This is a genomic window from Tolypothrix sp. PCC 7601, from assembly GCF_025677855.1.
Lineage (GTDB): Bacteria > Cyanobacteriota > Cyanobacteriia > Cyanobacteriales > Nostocaceae > Aulosira > Aulosira diplosiphon.
Map to the genome: position 1 here is coordinate 1491637 of NZ_CP064879.1, position 16390 is coordinate 1508026.

A 16390-nucleotide genomic window follows, 5' to 3' on the forward strand; every position below is an offset into this window, starting at 1 on the left:
TCAATTCATTTGAGAAACAGATGATTGCTGACTCAGTATTTAGCCATCACCATATTTTTAAGTCAGTCGTCGATCAGGAATTGCGCCCATGAACAGGCGATAAAAATTAATATTCTTTTATTCCTGAGTTCGCTATAAAGTTATACCATTTTGAAAAAATAATGCAACAGGTTGTAGGAACACGTCACTGCCTTGCCCTCTAGAATATATTGAGGTGTTGCAAACATTATTTGATTTGGTATTAGTATTTTTATGTTTGCCAAAATATTTAGCGAAATAAAGTTACTTTTACCTTGAGTGCCAATTTTTCTTTTCAATGTCTTGCTTGCTGTAGCCAGACAAAAGCTAGGGCGGGAGTCTTTTTCACTCCTCATGGCCCTGTAGAAACCCCAAGATTTATGCCTGTGGGGACGCTAGCTAATGTCAAAACTGTCACGCCAGCCCAACTCAGGGATACTGGCGCGCAAATGGTTTTGTCTAATACTTATCATCTGCACCTCCAACCAGGTGAAGCAATTGTGGCAGGTGGTGGTGGACTGCATAAATTTATGGGTTGGAATGGGCCGATGCTCACTGATTCTGGTGGGTTTCAGGTCTTTAGTTTGAGTGAGATGCGAAAAATTACGGAAGAAGGCGTAACTTTTCGTTCTCCCCATGATGGGCAGATTATTAAATTAACACCAGAACGCTCGATAGAGATTCAAAATACTCTAGGGGCGGATGTAATTATGGCGTTTGATGAATGTCCCCCCTACCCAGCAACTCGCCAGGAAGTAGAAGCTGCAACTGAGCGTACTTATCGCTGGTTGGAACGCTGCATAGTGGCTCATAAACGTAGCGATCAGGCGCTATTTGGGATTGTGCAGGGGGGTGTATATTTAGATTTGCGATCGCAAGCTGCTGTCGCTTTAGCAAAGTTGAATTTACCAGGATATGCAATTGGGGGCGTGAGTGTAGGAGAACCTCCAGAACTGATGGCACAGATTGTACAAACAACTGCACCATTGTTACCACCCGAAAAGCCACGTTACTTGATGGGTGTAGGGACTTATAAAGAAATGGCGATCGCGATCGCTTCTGGTGTAGATTTATTTGACTGCGTCATTCCTACCCGTTGGGCTAGACATGGTACAGCCATCGTCCAAGGCGAACGCTGGAATTTGAAAAACGCTAAATTCCGCGAAGATTTTACCCCATTAGACGAAACTTGTCCTTGCTACGCTTGCCAAAATTTTAGCCGTGCCTACATCTCCCATCTAGTGCGATCGCAAGAAATCTTAGCCTACACCTTGCTAAGTATTCACAACATCACAGAGCTGATTCGCTTTACCCAACGCATCCGCGAAGCCATATTAAGCGATCGCTTTGAGAGTGAGTTTGGACACTGGCTGGAGTGAGGGGAATGGGTAATGGGTAATGGGTAATGGGTAATGGGTAATGGGGAATGGGGAATGGGGAATGGGGAATGGGTAATGGGTAATGGGTAATGGGTAATGGGTAATGGGGTAAAAGCCTAATGACCAACGACAAATGACAAATGACAAATGACAAATGACAAATGACAAACCCCAAATGACTAATGACCAAACCATGTTAAGATACCTATCAATTATGAAATGCTGTGTTGGATAGGTGGATATAAACAAATATGGAAGCAGCACTGTTGTTAGCAAAATTACCAGAAGCTTACCAAATTTTTGATCCTTTGGTGGATGTTCTCCCAGTCATTCCCGTTTTCTTCTTGTTACTTGCTTTCGTCTGGCAAGCAGCAGTCGGATTTAGGTAAGTTAATTAATTTAAAATTGCTGGGACAGGTACAAAAAACCTGTCCTATTTTTTGGTATCAGATTGTTTACTCAAATTGATATTTCTTAATATTTTGTAATAAATTAATATACACTTAAATTAGTATATCAATCCTAGTCAACAAACGGGCAAAAGCCACGCTGAAAGTTAGTAAGGTATCAGTTATGGGTAATATAAAATTCGTTAAAGAAGATAAGGAAGTAGTGGCTGCGGATGGTGCTAATCTTCGGCTAAAAGCAATGCAAAATGGTATAGATATCTATACATTGTTTGGAAAAATGACTAATTGCGGCGGCTATGGTCAATGTGGTACTTGCATAGTCGAGATTACTGAAGGAATAGACAACCTTTCTCCGCGCACAGATGTAGAAAACCGCAAATTGAAGAAAAAGCCCGCAAATTACCGCCTGGCTTGCCAAACTTTAGTAAATGGGCCTGTAAGTGTAGTTACAAAGCCTTAGTTTTGTAGGCTATTTCTGGTTGGTTTCAGGGTTGCAAAAGCAGAAAATTTCCATAAACTCTGTCATTGATGATGCTATTCTAATGTTGTTGACTGGAAATCTAAGAGAGGCTTTCTTGCCATGCAAGTGAATGACCTGGGGTTCGTAGCGAGCATTCTGTTCGTACTAGTTCCCTCTGTATTTTTGCTGATTCTGTACATCCAAACAGCTAGCCGCGAAGGTAAAAAAGATAGTTAATACGTTTTTTATAAAATAAAGAACCCCTGCACCTATGGTGTAGGGGTTTTTGTTTATCAACCGCTAAATCTATTGTGACCTTAACTAGTGGTTCGTGCCAACAACACAGGACAAGTAGCGTTAACGCGAACATAGTCAGACAAAGATGAGCCGATGAGTCTATCTATATCGACAAAACTCTTAGCTACCGATGGACGGCGATCTGGAGATCCAAGTAATAATAAATCTATGTTCAACTTGTCTGCCAAGCTGCAAATTTCTTCACCTGGTTTACCATTACTAATGAAACTACGAGCTTTAATTCCATATTTTTCAGCCTCTGCAACTGCTGCACCCAAAACTGAATTTTTCTCTGGAGTAATTTCGCTTGCTTCAGATGATTTACCACGTAAATCTGTATTAACATTAGCTAAAAATAACTGACCTCCGGGGATATCTCGCAGCAGGAACAAAGCCAAACTTAAACAATGTTTTGCAGACTCAGAGTTATCTATAGCCACCATGACGCGGTTAATTCTCTTGACATAAATGTCATCTTTTACCAGCAGCATGGGGCGAGACGACAGTTGAAATACATACTGGCTCACGGAGTTAGATAAAATCGATTGCAACCGCTTGAGTCCCCGTGAACCCATGATAATTAAGTCAGCGTCTATTTCATCAGCCACCTTGCAAACTACATCTTTGGGATCGCCTTGGCGCAAGATGGAAGAAACCTGACTCGGATCTAAGTTCAAAGACTGAATAGCATTAGCTAGAATCTTGCCACCTTCTTCCCACTTCTCTGTCATTTCAGAAGCGGCGGATTTAGCATTAACTACGTGCAAAACTGTAACTTTTGCACTTTGAATTGATGGCACTTCTTTCAAAGCCTTGAGCATCTCTTCTGCGTGCCCCAATCCAGATACAGCCAGCAAAATTTTTTCTATCATCTTACGTCTTGTTGTTAAGGTTGCTTAGGTTTCTGCTCGTAGTAATTTGGATTAGCTAGATTTTCATCACAGCCTTGAAAATCTAGTCAATTTTCTGCTCTCATCAAATCACTAAAATGAATTCTCATTCAAGGACAAGTTCAGCTTTTAAACAAGCTTTTAGAAGCTTGAATTCACTAGTTGTAGATAAGCAGAAAAAACAGCTTTTTTCTTTGCTTAACCCCGTAAATTTAGCTATAGGAATGAGAAACTAAGAACTCGTAATCAGCACTACTCAAAGTCAAGCACTGTCAATAATCTACACCGTCATTTTTGCGGTATTTAGACTTATGGACTGGATTACTAAAGATTGAGATATTTATTTGCGCTCCGTTACTTAAGTTCTTAAATAGTCTCTAATGATTAAGCATACTCTCAATTTAGCCTGTCAAACTTAATAAAATATGATGGTATTTATTATTTTTAACCTATGTTCATCTTTGTTCATTAAAAGCAATTTAAATAATGTAAACAAATTAAATAAAAGACAAGTATATTACATTGAATTTATTATATATTCACTATTTTTCAATAAAATTTAAGAATAATTAAGCTGCTTTAGTTGTCTCATAAAGCTTTATAGAGTAGCACTATAACCTGATTTTACGAGAATCGTCGAATTTATCAAGATTTAAATGCTTAAATCACAATTAGATAAAGTTATATTTTTATAAATTATTTGTACTTGCTTTATTCAGAAATTGCTATGGCAATTAGCCAAAATTTTCCAATAGGGTATTTTACCCATTACCCAATCCCCCGATCGCTTAATAATTTTTGAATAACAGCAATCAGTTGCTTGAGTTTAATTGGTTTAGTAATGTATAAATCGGCTCCAGCCTGCAAACATCTTTCTTCATCGCCAGGCATGGCTAAGGCGGTAATGGCGATAATTGGGATCTGAGCTAATTGCAGATCGGAGCGAATGCGTGATATCGCTTCTAATCCATCCATTTCTGGCATCTGGATATCCATCAAGATCACATCTGGATGCTGAGTGCTGGCCATAGTAATTGCTTCTTGGCCATTAACAGCCCACAACCAATGATAGCCCCGACCTTCTAAATAGCTAGAAATGCTGAGGGCATTGACTTCTTGATCCTCTACCAGCAAAATTAAAGCCTTTGAGGTTGGTTTATCTGGGGATGCTAGGGGAATAGTCAATTGGTTCAAGCTTGGGGTTGCGGCTGGAGAATGTTTTTGATTCAGAGTCGCTTGTAGTGATGGGTTAGCTGTAGATTCAGATTCAAGTAATGATTGAGCGATCGCTGACGGCTCAATTACGCGGTAGGGTAAATAAACAGTAAAACAGCTTCCTACTCCTAATTCACTGGTGACAGCGATGGAACCTTGATGCAATTGCACTAAACGACGCACCAGGGATAAACCTAAGCCTGTACCAGGGTGCAGGCGATTTAATCGACTATCAATTTGGGTGAAGGGTTGGAAGAGTTTGGAGATATTTTCTTGAGCAATGCCAATCCCGGTATCAATCACCGAAAAGCAAAGTAAAATTTTGTTGTCTGACTGTTCCTGTCTCACAGTCAGCTTTACACTGCCACCATTGGGAGTGAATTTGACAGCATTGCTGAGTAAATTAATCAAAACTTGGCGAATTCGTAATTCATCAACCACAATGTCCGCCAAATCCGAGGGTGCTTCAATTGAGAGTTGAATATTTTTAGATATCGCTTGTTGTTGGACAAAAGACAAACTAGATTTACAAATATAGGCGATCGCTACTGGAGCGAGTTGCAATTCTAATTTGCCAGATTCGACTTTTGCTAAATCGAGAATGTCGTTAATCAGTGCTAATAAATGTTGACCGCTACGTTCAATACTATCAATCGCGGCTTTTTGGCTATCGTTGAGGGCACCCATAATTTCATCTTGTAACCCTTGGGACATCCCTAAAATCGCATTCAAAGGCGTTCGCAATTCATGACTCATGTTTGCGAGAAACTCATCTTTGAGTCGAGTAGCCCGATAAAGTTCAGCATTAGTTAGTGTTAAGCGCTCGTTTACCTGTTGCAATTTTTCTTCGGCTTGTTTGTGCGCTGTGATATCGGTTAATGTGCCAATATAGCCAATTACAGCACCATCGGAATTAGTTTCGGCTACTGCTTGAACATAAAACCAGACCTCGCTACCATCTGGCCGTACCATTTTACCTTCATTATGGTAGAGTCCTTCTGCAGTAACAGCCCATTGCGACCATTCAGTTAGTAGGAGGTCGCTGTGTTGCTGGTACAAGATTTTCGTCCATTCCATCCCTAAGGCTGCTTCCCTAGGCCTACCTGTGAGATCGCTCCAGCGATCGTTAACATAAAAACAATTACCAGCCACATCGAACCGCAAAATTGCGACGGGGACGGCGGCGGTTAGGGTGGAATAACGACGTTCGCTGTCTTTTAAGGCTATTTCTGCCTGCTTCAGGTCGGTAATGTCATCGTTAATACCAATAACTCTGACTATTTCCTGTTGCTGATTGACTTGGATCATTCCATAAGCTTTGATGAACCTAATTTTCCCCCCTGGCTGCACGATGCGGAACTCAGTGTTATATTCATAACCATTTTCTAAAAATTGCTTAATTAATCTCAGCTTTTGTACCCGATCATCTGGATGCAGACAGCTGACCCAAGCATTGAAATTACCGGAAAAATTGCTAGGGTTGACACCGTAAATTTCAAACATCCGGTCATCCCAAATTAATTTATCCTCGGGAAGATTATATTCCCAGATGCCAAAACCTCCTGATTGTATGGCCATAGTCAGCCGCTCAGACAGATTTCGCAGTTGTTCTTCGGCTTGTTTGCGCTCAGTAATATCTAGCGAAGTGCCTATTAGCTTCACTACCTCACCGCTTTCATTGCAGACGGCTTCTCCACGTGCTTGTAAGTAACGCAGGCTACCATTAGGACAGTAAAGGCAAAACTCAATACTATAGGGTTGTGCCTGCTCAATTGCCCTTTGCACTAGCAAATTATGGCGATCGCGATCATCTGGATGTATAAGCTGCTGCAATTCTGCGTAAGTGGGAGCGCCATCATCAGGATTACGTGCAAAATTCCGAAAAACTTCTTCTGACCAAGTAATTTCTCTAGTTTGGAGGTCAAATTCCCAACTACCTAGTCTTGCTATGCGCTGAACCATTCTCAGTTGGGTTTCGCTGTACCGCAATTGCTCCTCTATCTGCTTGCGATCAGTCATGTCTTGGGCAATACCAATAATTTGTTTTACTTGCCCATCTTCTCCACGCTGAAAAGGTGTGTCATGGCTAAGAAACCAGCGCCATCTGCCATAAATATCTCGCAGACGATACTCGAACACTCGTCGTTCGCCATCGCCAGCACTGCGTAAGCTTTGAAAATAAGCAGCCGCATTTGCCAAATCGTCAGGGTGCATGAGCTGAGTTAGGAAGGATGATCCCATTGTGGATATCTCTTCGGAAGAGTAGCCTAGAGTTTTGACGACTTCTCGATTGGAGTAAATACTACGTCTTTGTTCAAGGTCGTAGATGTAAAGTACATTGGGAATATTGTCGGTGATGCTTTGAATGAACTGCTGACTCTCTTGTAACTGTGCTGTGCGTTTTCGGACTCTGGATTCTAACTCTTGGTTCAACAACTGCAATTCTTGCTCCATATTTTTGCGATCGCTAATGTCGTTGGAGCAACCAATGAGGCGAATAATTTCACCCTGCTGATTCCGAACCACTGAAAGACGCAAACTCAGATATAGTAAAATTCCAGATTTTGAGCAACACTGCACTTCCACTTCATGATAATCTTTGACCAACAATGGTTCTAGTACCTTAGTTTGCAGTTCTCTAAGATCTGGGTAGATGATGCCGAGATGTTGCCCAAGTACTTCATGAGCTTTATAGCCAAAGTATTTTTCTGCACCGTTATTCCAGCTTTGAATAATGCAGTTTATATCTGTGCTAATCACCGCGTCATGTATTTGATCGAGGATTTGCGCTTGCAACTTTAATGTGGCTTCGCTACGTTTGCGATCGCTAATATCGCGGGCAATACATAAAAACGATTGCACTTTTCCTGCTGGATTCAGTTCCGGAACAATGCGAGTTTGGCACCAAGTTTCTGAGTGTGATATCGGAAAGGGATGTTCGATAATAGCTTCTGTGCGTGTAACAATAATGCGATTGAGAAGTTCACGCCATAGGGCAATTGTCTCACAATCAATTGCCAAATCTTCTAAAGTTTTGCCCAGCCAATTACTGCTAGCTTGGGGAACCATCTGCTCAATAGCGGGGTTGATATAGAGATAGCGCAAATCGCGATCGATGCGAAAAATGATATCGGAAGCAGACTCTACCAAGGCGCGAAATTCTGCAGCAACCCGTTGCCGTTGCTCTAATTCAGCTTGTACTTGTGCGTACAATTGAGCTTGCACCCGTTCATACATTTCCGATTGCTGGATCGCGATCGCTAGTTGTATGCTCAACTGACTCAATAAAGCGATTTCGGCATTTTGCCAATAACGCGGGCGATCGCATTGATGAGCTATCAGCAATCCCCATAGTTTGTGTTGGCTTGTGGATTCTTTGTCTGTATGATTGCTCTGCCCATTTCCTACTGCTAACAAAATGGGTACCACCAGGTTTGCTTTTATTTGAAAATTTTCTAACAGTTGCTGATGACATTGTGTTAAGCCAGCTTGAGTAATATCGGAGACAGCCCACAACCAACCTTGATCGTATTTGTTGGCACTACTTTGTTGAAAATAAGTCTCTTCAATCTCGGCATTTAAGCAGGCTGTCCACTGAGGCAGAACTGATTCATTTGTGACTATACCCGTCATACCAGGGCCAAACTTGTAGATCAAAGTACGATCTACCTGGAGCAGTTGACGCACTTCCTCAACTGTAGTTTGCAAGACATCCTGAAGCTGCAGAGATTGACGAATGCGAAGCGCAATACTATTAACTAAGCGTTGTTGTTCTTGTTGAAAAAAGAGTTGCCGTTTTAACTGTATCTGTTCTAAGGCTGTGCGGACTCCCTGGCAAAATAAATCGGCCGTTAAATGGCTTTTGATCCAATAGTCTTGGACACCCAATTTCATTGCTTCCACTGCGGCTGTGGCATTCTCGTTTCCTGTCAACATCACCACTGGTACCAAGGTATCGTTATAGCGCTGTTGCCATTCCCGCAGAAATACCATGCCGTCATCATCGGGTAGCTGATAATCTAGCACTACGAGATCGGGTAAGTTGCGATCGTACAATTCCAGTGCTTCACTAACTGATTCTGCTTCTATGACCTGATAATTGTAGCGAGTTTCTCTATTTAAATAGCGATGATAAATTACCCGATCATCTTGAACATCGTCCACAATCAAAATTTTGTAATCAAATTCAGCAACCATAGATAAATTCTTATATAGGCTGGCATATTGATCGGATATCGTGAATGTAAGGTATCGATTTTAGCTTGTTGAGATTGATTGTTCGATACTTTTTAGAGAATGCTCCACAAAAGTATCTACGCTATTTATCTAAATGAACATTTCGTTACAACGGAAGAAATATGCTTGTTAATATACAAAACAACCAGTTTATACAGAGAATCATTGAATCATTTGTCTTAGAGAATTTAAATTGTATTATATTTGCGTAGTTAAAAATTCCTGAGCAAAGATTTTTAGCTAATCTGGACAAAGAACTCTAATATGAGGGAATTGCCAATCAAAAATATGCGATCACTTATCTTAAAAAATGCAAGACTACGGTAGTTGTGTTCCTCTGAAAATTAAATAATTTAATTTCTGCAGGCTTTTTCACAAAATTGCTGAATAATAGTTAAATTTCAAAAACTTAGGGCTTAGACAAATGTCACATTTTTTTCCTTGAGGCTTTCAAGGGTCAAGAGGAGCTAGTGCGATGGGTGGGTTAAGAGATTTGTAGCAACTGGCGTTCAAAAGTCCAAAAAACCTGAATTTTTGACACTTGACTCTTGATTATGACAAAAGAAGATAGGTGTACCAGTCGCGTAAGTCCTGAAACTTTCGTAACATAAATAGTTATTTCTTAATTGAGAATTCAGTATCTTGTTGCTTGCCTGCAGCAGGTATTATGAATTACAAATTACGATAATAAGACTTCCCAAATCTCATGAATTGATTCCAGCGTGGTAAAATGCACCCATTATTTCAGTATATGCGTACATGGTTATTAATCTGCCTATCATGTTTGGTTTTAGGCTGGTCATTTCCTGCAATAGCCGTTAGTTCTGCCAATCCCAAACTAGAACAGCAAGTATTACAAATACTCCGCGAACATCCAGAAGTAATTATCGAATCTGTCCAAAAATTCGAGCAGCAACAGCAACAGAAATTACAACAAACACGACAAGTGTTTTTACAAGATTTAAAAACCAATACCCAATTGGTAATAGGCGATTCACCTACCATCGGCTCGCCACAATCCACAATAGTGTTGGTAGAATTTTCTGATTTTCAATGTCCTTACTGTGCTGAGGCACACAAAACCCTCAAGCAGTTGCTAACCAAGTATCCAAACAAATTTACATTGGTTTACAAACATTTTCCCCTGATTCCAATTCACGATCAAGCGCTACCAGCTGCTAAAGCAGCTTGGGCAGCATATCAACAAGGTAAATTTTGGGAATATCATGATGCTCTATTTACTCATCAACAGCAACTGAGTGAGGAATTATATCTTTCTACAGCCAAATCTTTGAATTTAGATGTAGAAAAATTTAAAACAGATGCCTTTGGTGCTAACCCTATTGCTGAACAAGCCATTAGAAAAGATATTCAACTAGCGGAAAAATTAGGGCTTGGTGGCACACCCTTTTTTATCATGAATAGTAACAACTTCTCGGGTGTGGTGCAGTTATCCAAAATCGAAAGCTTGTTGGCTAATGCTCAGTCAGAAGGAATAGGGCAGAAGTAGCTTGGGTTAAGCTACGCTTACCCAACATTTATGGGACAGAAGGTTTGAAAACCTTCCTGAGGGGCTAGAAGCTGTTGGTGCTATATCAATCTCAATCCATGCCGTAGCTTTACGGTGTGTTGTCTTGACATCAAACTTGCTAGATAAGGGCAAAACTTTGTTTTGCCCTAGCAGATAGTGTACTTACCCTTTACGTTTATTGTTATAAAGGTTACAACATACTGTTGAGTGAGAATTGTACAACGCAGAGGTTTACGCCAAGTATAAGAGAGTTGTCTGTATTATTTGTGCGTAACTCTGCGCTTTTCTTTACGCGTATTTATTACCATTGTAAGTTTTATAGTGTCATTTGTGAAAAATTTTCTCGATAAATAACTTAGTTGAAATTTAGGAAACTTTATTGACTTGTAGTGTATCTAAATACAAGTATAGAAACCCTTAAAAAAAATTATTTTAGAGAGGCAATTCATGGGTCGCCCAGGATTTTGGCTATTTTTGCCCCTGACTTTGATAGCTAGCTGTTATCAACAACTGCTACCCACTAACCAGTCTGTGGCTAAATCTCCTCAGGCTGTAGTTCAACCAGCTAATTCAACTTTGTTAGCGAAAGCAACTTATCTTTCACCTTTGGAAAGACAGGTAATTGATGAAACTAACAAGGTGCGAACAAATCCTAAATCTTATCTTCCCATATTACAAAACTATAGAAAGCGCTTCCAAGGAAACAAAGTCAAAATCTCTAATAATACCTATTTGATCACACAAGAAGGGGTAAAAGCTGTCGATGAGGCGATCGCATATCTCAAGTCAGCTCGTCCTGTGGGAACATTAAGTCCATCTAAGGGTATGTCTTTAGGTGCGAAGGATCATGTCAAAGACCAAGGCCCCAAAGGAATCACAGGGCACAATGGAAGTGATGGTAGCAACCCTGTGACTCGTATTAATCGTTATGGTAAATGGCAATCTACTGCAGGCGAAAATATTAGCTATGGCCCCAATACTGCCCAAGATATTGTCATGCAGTTAATTATTGATGATGGAGTGAGCGATCGCGGTCATCGCACAAACATATTTAACGGTAGCTTCAAGGTTGCTGGTGTGGCTTATGGTTCTCACAAAAAATATAGAACAATCTGCGTAATTAATTACGCAGGGGGCTATATAGAAAAAGGATGAAATAGCTAATGTACTCTTGGAAAGACGCGATTAATCGTGTCTCTCCAACTCTTGACTATTAACTCATGAAATCTAACATTTCCAATAGTATTTCTCTATCACTTTTAGAACAAGAAGTCATAGCAGAAATGAACAAGGTGCGGACAAATCCCACTGCATATCTTCCAGTTTTAGAGAATTGGCGACGGCGTTTTGATGGGAAGCAAGTCCTCATATCAGAACGGGTTTATTTGCAGACTCAAGAAGGAGTCAAAGCTGTTGATGAGGCGATCGCATTTCTCAAATCAGTTCGTCCTGTGGGAGCCTTGAGTATATCTGAGGGAATGTCTTTGGCTGCGAGAGATCACGTGCAAGACCAAGGTGTAAAGGGTATAACAGGTCACTATGGTAGTGATGGTAGCGATCCCTTTACTCGCATGAGTCGCTATGGGAATTGGCAAATCACCGCAGCGGAAAATATTAGTTATGGTTCTTATGTACCACAAGACATCATCATGCAGTTAATTATTGACGATGGGGTACGCGATCGCGGTCATCGTCGAAATATGTTTAACTCGGCTTTTAACGTCACAGGGGTAGCGTTTGGGATTCACTCTTTATATAGACAAATGTGCGTGATTACCTACGCTGGCGGTTATCAAGAAAAATCACTTTGATGTCACACAAAATCTCCCTAAAATCCTTGCTGCTATGGGTATGTCAGAATTAGAAGCAAGGTATTTTTTTGCGTAGTCAGGAGAACAGAACGTAATGGGCGATCGCCATAATTATCCTGCGGCTGGTGCTGCAAAGTTGAATGTCTACGTTCAAGGTCAAGGCTTCCCCATTCTGGCTTTACATGGTCATCCCGGTTCTGGTCGCAGTCTGGCTGTATTTACAAATCACCTCTCGCAGCGCTACCAAACTTTTGCCCCTGATTTGCGCGGATATGGGAAAAGTCGCTTTGAGGGCAATTTTAATATGCAAGACCATTTATATGACTTAGAAGCTTTATTAGACCGCTTTCAGATTGAAAAATGTCTGGTATTGGGGTGGTCATTAGGTGGTATTTTGGCAATGGAATTAGCATTGCGCTTCCCACAGCGTGTCACTGGGCTAATTTTGGTGGCTACAGCCGCCAGACCCCGTGGTAATCATCCTCCGATAACTTGGCAGGATAATTTATATACTGGTGTGGCAGGAATATTGAACTATATTAAACCTAGTTGGCAATGGAATATTGATACTTTTGGTAAGCGATCGCTGTTTCGTTATCTAATCCAACAACATACACCTACAGCATACAGTTATATAGCTAAGGACGCTGTACCCGCTTATTTACAAACATCTGGGGCTGCTACTAATGCCTTGTTTACTGCTATTCGTTCTGGGTACAACAGGCTGACAGACTTATGGCAAATTGAATGTCCTACTTTAGTACTTGCTGGTGCCCAAGACCGTCACATTACAGTTGATGCTAGTTTAGAAACCGCTCGCCATCTGAAAAATTGTCAATGGCAATCTTACCCCCATACTGCCCATTTATTCCCTTGGGAAATCCCAGATCAAGTATTAGGAGATATTGATAACTGGCTAGAACTCCATTTTGCAGAAATTCTAGCCAGTTAAGGATTAAAAATTACGGTTTTAATATTCTCCGCTTGGAGACGCACTAATTTTTGAGGCTCAATTTTTTATTCCCAAGAGGTTTATTTAACCCCTTTGGGGAATTCAAAATCACCAATTAATTATCCTAAGTATTAATTCACAGCAATTGAATTAATCTATTTTCACTTGATTTTTTCTACATAAATCAATAATGCTTTTACTAGCATTATTTTTTGCGGTCAATAGTGTAAATGGGGAAAATTTTTTTAACTATTGACCAGTGATTGATTGCCAGTCCTGTCCGTGATAGCAGGGCGTTTAGCCCGTGGTAAGAAGTATTAAGCATTCTGTCTCTCAAGGACTTGTCGCCAGCCAATCAGAAATTCAGACAAAAAGCAACTTTGTGGTTGCGTAGGTTCTACTCAGGACTCAACACACAGAAGGCTGAATGGTTGCCTAGTTTAATATTGACCGCTAAAGGCAGGCTTTACTTTACGGTCAATCCTTTCCCCCAAGTCTTCAGCAATCGTCAAAGAATCGGGTTTACAACGCTTAACGTTCACAATGATTCCCTGTGCGCCTTCTGCCTCCAAATCTTCTATGTAGCCTTTAACGGCGACATTGGCATCCACAGAGTTCAAAAATGGGCCAAAGTAGTATGTGCAACGGGGATTTTGGGTCACAATCTCTACCCACCAAGCCAAGCCAAGATTGTTGACTGTACTAATCAACGTTTCCTTTAGGTCATCCCAAATGGTTTTCATGGTAGTTGCCAATTTATGAATGAGGTATTGGATATTAAAGGGTATTTCGCTGTCTGGTTTTGCTTTACATTTCTTTATACTCTTTTACTCTGAATTTTTAAAGAGGTTTTTGCAATTTGTCTAGGTAAAGTGTGTTTAAGGAACGCTGGCGATAAATCTCATAAAGTGCCATACCTGCTGCTACTGAGGCATTCAGGCTGGGGGTTTTACCCTGGAGGGGAATTGATACCAAGACATCGCACGACTTTTGTGTTAGCATACTCAACCCTTCCCCTTCAGAGCCAATGACTAAAACAATCGGCCCGCTAAAACGGATTGTGTGCAAAGGTTCGCTACCTGTAGCTGCTGTGCCATAAATCCAAAAACCAGCTTCCTTGAGTTCTTCCATAGCACGGCTGAGATTGACAACACGGGCGACTGGGAAGTTTTCTAAAGCACCAGCTGCTACTTTTACCACTGTAGAAGTGATTCCAGCTGCGCGTCGTTGGGGTATGACTAAACCTTGTGCGCCTATAGCTTCTGCGGTGCGAATAATTGCACCCAAGTTGTGAGGATCGGTGATCCCATCAGCAACAATGATGACGGGATCGTTGACAGATTTAGCCTTGGCAATCAAATCATGTAATTCGATGTAGCTGTAAGGGGAAATTTGTGCTGCTATCCCTTGGTGATTAGCTCCATCAGTAATTTGATCTAAGCGCTTTGGTTCTACCTCATCAATGACTGCACCATTGTCCTTGGCTTGCAGGATCAAATGATGAAAGCGGGGATCGTAGCGTAAACGAGTAGTAATCCAAATGCGGTTAAGACCTCTTTGGTTTTCCAAAGCACTTAATACTGGATGACGGCCATATATAATGTCACTATCTTCTGCGATCGCCTTACTGGGCAGCGATGGTGGTGCAAAGTTGCGGTTTTGCTGCACTTTAGCAGAGACAGGCTTACCATCAATCTTTCTGGGATTGCGGATAGGATTAGCCAGAATCCGCTTACCTTTGACTTTCACAGGGGGAGCAACGCGATTAGGTTCGCCAACCGTGGTAATTTTTTTGGATTTATTCGACATACGAGTGTTTGGGATAACTTTTAGGTGGGCATAGCGATTCCCTAACCGACCGAAATCAACTCTACTGGATTTAAGATTTGTGAGATTAGTTGCCCACTATTTTTCTAGCTCGAGCTTTTGCAACAATTCGGTTAATCGTGGGAAATCAGTCAGATAAAGGTAGCCAATTAAAGTTTCTAGACTAGTTGCTTGCTGGTAAATCTCGGGATCAACTCGCTTAGAGCGTCCTGTGGCGGCGTTGCGACCTCTTCGGACTATATCTAATTCTATTTCCTTTAAATGAGGAATGAGCGATCGTAAATGTAGCGCTTGTTGTTCTGCTCTCACCTGTGCCACTACCAGACGATGGTAAGTATCTGGTCGCTGCAATGGCATTAGATAAAACATTCTAACATATAATTCATAGATTGCATCTCCCAAGTATGCTAATGCCGCAGGAGAAATTTGTTGCACTTGTGAGTGCGTCATGGATTGGGGTAGTTGCCCTGTGCTTACCAAGAGTGCTTGCGTCCAAAATGAATTTTGAGCTAGAGGTTCATTTTGTCCATCTAATAACTCTTCTTGCTCCGGCTTCACAAGTTATTCATTCCTTAGTAGGCTACATTTGGCAGACATCATAGATATTGTTTTTAAATACTTAGCATAATATACACTACCAAAATTACTGACTAAAATTTTATTTTTCTGTTGAGAATTTGACATTTTATTTCACATTAGCTATCTTTATATGTCTCCTTGAGAAACGGAGAGTTATAATTGACAGCTTTGACAAAAATTAAGCTATCCAGATAAAACATCGGATAGCTAGATTGGTGTTAGTGGTCAAGCAATCAAGAAGACTTGATGTTTTCTAGAGCCGCTTCAACATTTGATTGCAGAGAGAGAAACTTCTCTAAGCGAACCAGCTTGACCGTTTGAGTTACACGGGCATTAGTGACAATTTGCAAGGTGCCAGTAAGGTTTTGGGCCTGCTTGGCTAGCTGCACCAAGGCACCCAAGCCAGAGCTATCAACAAAGTCAATCTGTGAGAGATCCAAAATAATATGCTTTGGTCCCTCATCAATTTTGCCACCGAGTACCTTGCGAAATGTCGGCTCAGAAAAGGCATCTAATAAACCTGTGAGGCGGAATAGCTGATAATTATCCCGGGTTTCACGAGTACCCCTTAGGCTCACAGTTAGATTCAGTTGTTCAGCAATAACTCCCTCCTCATGGTGAAAGTGAACGCTCCAGTATAAATGGTTTTGGTACAATTTGTCTACAACCTGATGACTTAGGGGATGGGGCATTGGGCATTGGGCATTGGGCATGGGTAATTATTCATTTCTACCCTGCTCCCTCATCTCCCTCATCTCCCTCATCTCCCTCATCTCCCTCATCTC

General features: G+C 41.1%; 15 protein-coding genes. 8 read left to right on the forward strand and 7 right to left on the reverse strand.

All coding sequences use genetic code 11. The features are described 5' to 3' along the window. The first annotated feature begins 293 nt into the window (after positions 1 to 293). Positions 294 to 1397: a tRNA guanosine(34) transglycosylase Tgt gene (gene tgt, locus HG267_RS06140; protein WP_045871624.1), complete on the forward strand. Its 1104-nt coding sequence runs from the start codon at positions 294 to 296 to the stop codon at positions 1395 to 1397. Here tgt and HG267_RS06145 read toward each other — a convergent pair. Further along, the gene (locus HG267_RS06145) at positions 1353 to 1592 is read right to left on the reverse strand and encodes a hypothetical protein (protein WP_155539380.1); all 240 of its coding nucleotides are present in this window, start codon (positions 1590 to 1592) and stop codon (positions 1353 to 1355) included. The genes tgt and HG267_RS06145 overlap by 45 nt on opposite strands. A gap of 56 nt (positions 1593 to 1648) precedes the next feature. On the opposite strand from HG267_RS06145, the gene HG267_RS06150 reads away from it, so the two are divergent. The 3 genes from HG267_RS06150 to psbM all read left to right on the forward strand — a co-directional run bounded on the left by HG267_RS06150 (position 1649) and on the right by psbM (position 2504). Then, entirely contained in the window at positions 1649 to 1786 is a 138-nt protein-coding gene (locus tag HG267_RS06150) for a photosystem II reaction center protein K (RefSeq protein ID WP_006195022.1), read from the forward strand. A gap of 184 nt (positions 1787 to 1970) precedes the next feature. Next, complete coding sequence (locus HG267_RS06155) at positions 1971 to 2267, forward strand: 2Fe-2S iron-sulfur cluster-binding protein (RefSeq protein ID WP_045871625.1); 297 nt, start codon at positions 1971 to 1973, stop codon at positions 2265 to 2267. Between the two features lie 120 nt (positions 2268 to 2387). Then, on the forward strand, positions 2388 to 2504 hold the full coding sequence (psbM, locus tag HG267_RS06160; protein WP_015113622.1) for a photosystem II reaction center protein PsbM: 117 nt from the start codon (positions 2388 to 2390) through the stop codon (positions 2502 to 2504). An 80-nt stretch (positions 2505 to 2584) separates the two neighbouring features. Here psbM and HG267_RS06165 read toward each other — a convergent pair whose 3' ends face one another. Both HG267_RS06165 and HG267_RS06170 read right to left on the reverse strand, forming a co-directional pair. Then, positions 2585 to 3436, reverse strand: coding sequence for a universal stress protein (locus tag HG267_RS06165; protein ID WP_045871626.1), 852 nt, complete (start codon positions 3434 to 3436; stop codon positions 2585 to 2587). Positions 3437 to 4222: 786 nt separating this feature from the next. Then, a complete protein-coding gene (locus HG267_RS06170) occupies positions 4223 to 8866 on the reverse strand; it encodes a PAS domain S-box protein (protein ID WP_052335264.1) in 4644 nt (1547 codons plus the stop codon). A gap of 769 nt (positions 8867 to 9635) precedes the next feature. Between HG267_RS06170 and HG267_RS06175 the strand changes: the two genes are divergently transcribed. The 4 genes from HG267_RS06175 to HG267_RS06190 all read left to right on the forward strand — a co-directional run bounded on the left by HG267_RS06175 (position 9636) and on the right by HG267_RS06190 (position 13199). Beyond that, a complete protein-coding gene (locus HG267_RS06175; RefSeq protein WP_045871627.1) occupies positions 9636 to 10415 on the forward strand; it encodes a DsbA family protein in 780 nt (259 codons plus the stop codon). Between the two features lie 468 nt (positions 10416 to 10883). Further along, positions 10884 to 11591, forward strand: coding sequence for a CAP domain-containing protein (locus HG267_RS06180; protein WP_045871628.1), 708 nt, complete (start codon positions 10884 to 10886; stop codon positions 11589 to 11591). A gap of 65 nt (positions 11592 to 11656) precedes the next feature. After that, entirely contained in the window at positions 11657 to 12247 is a 591-nt protein-coding gene (locus HG267_RS06185) for a CAP domain-containing protein (RefSeq protein ID WP_045871629.1), read from the forward strand. A 94-nt stretch (positions 12248 to 12341) separates the two neighbouring features. Continuing rightward, positions 12342 to 13199 (forward strand): alpha/beta fold hydrolase, encoded by an 858-nt coding sequence (locus tag HG267_RS06190; protein WP_045871630.1) that lies wholly within the window; start codon positions 12342 to 12344, stop codon positions 13197 to 13199. Positions 13200 to 13639: 440 nt separating this feature from the next. Here HG267_RS06190 and HG267_RS06195 read toward each other — a convergent pair whose 3' ends face one another. The 4 genes from HG267_RS06195 to HG267_RS06210 form a co-directional block, all read right to left on the reverse strand. Next, a complete protein-coding gene (locus HG267_RS06195) occupies positions 13640 to 13942 on the reverse strand; it encodes a DUF1816 domain-containing protein (protein WP_045871631.1) in 303 nt (100 codons plus the stop codon). A 97-nt stretch (positions 13943 to 14039) separates the two neighbouring features. Next, positions 14040 to 15008: a 23S rRNA (guanosine(2251)-2'-O)-methyltransferase RlmB gene (rlmB, locus tag HG267_RS06200; protein WP_045871632.1), complete on the reverse strand. Its 969-nt coding sequence runs from the start codon at positions 15006 to 15008 to the stop codon at positions 14040 to 14042. 96 nt (positions 15009 to 15104) lie between these two features. Beyond that, positions 15105 to 15584 (reverse strand): Mini-ribonuclease 3, encoded by a 480-nt coding sequence (locus tag HG267_RS06205; protein WP_045871633.1) that lies wholly within the window; start codon positions 15582 to 15584, stop codon positions 15105 to 15107. Between the two features lie 254 nt (positions 15585 to 15838). Then, positions 15839 to 16297 (reverse strand): STAS domain-containing protein, encoded by a 459-nt coding sequence (locus HG267_RS06210; protein WP_045871783.1) that lies wholly within the window; start codon positions 16295 to 16297, stop codon positions 15839 to 15841. Positions 16298 to 16390 lie beyond the last annotated feature (93 nt).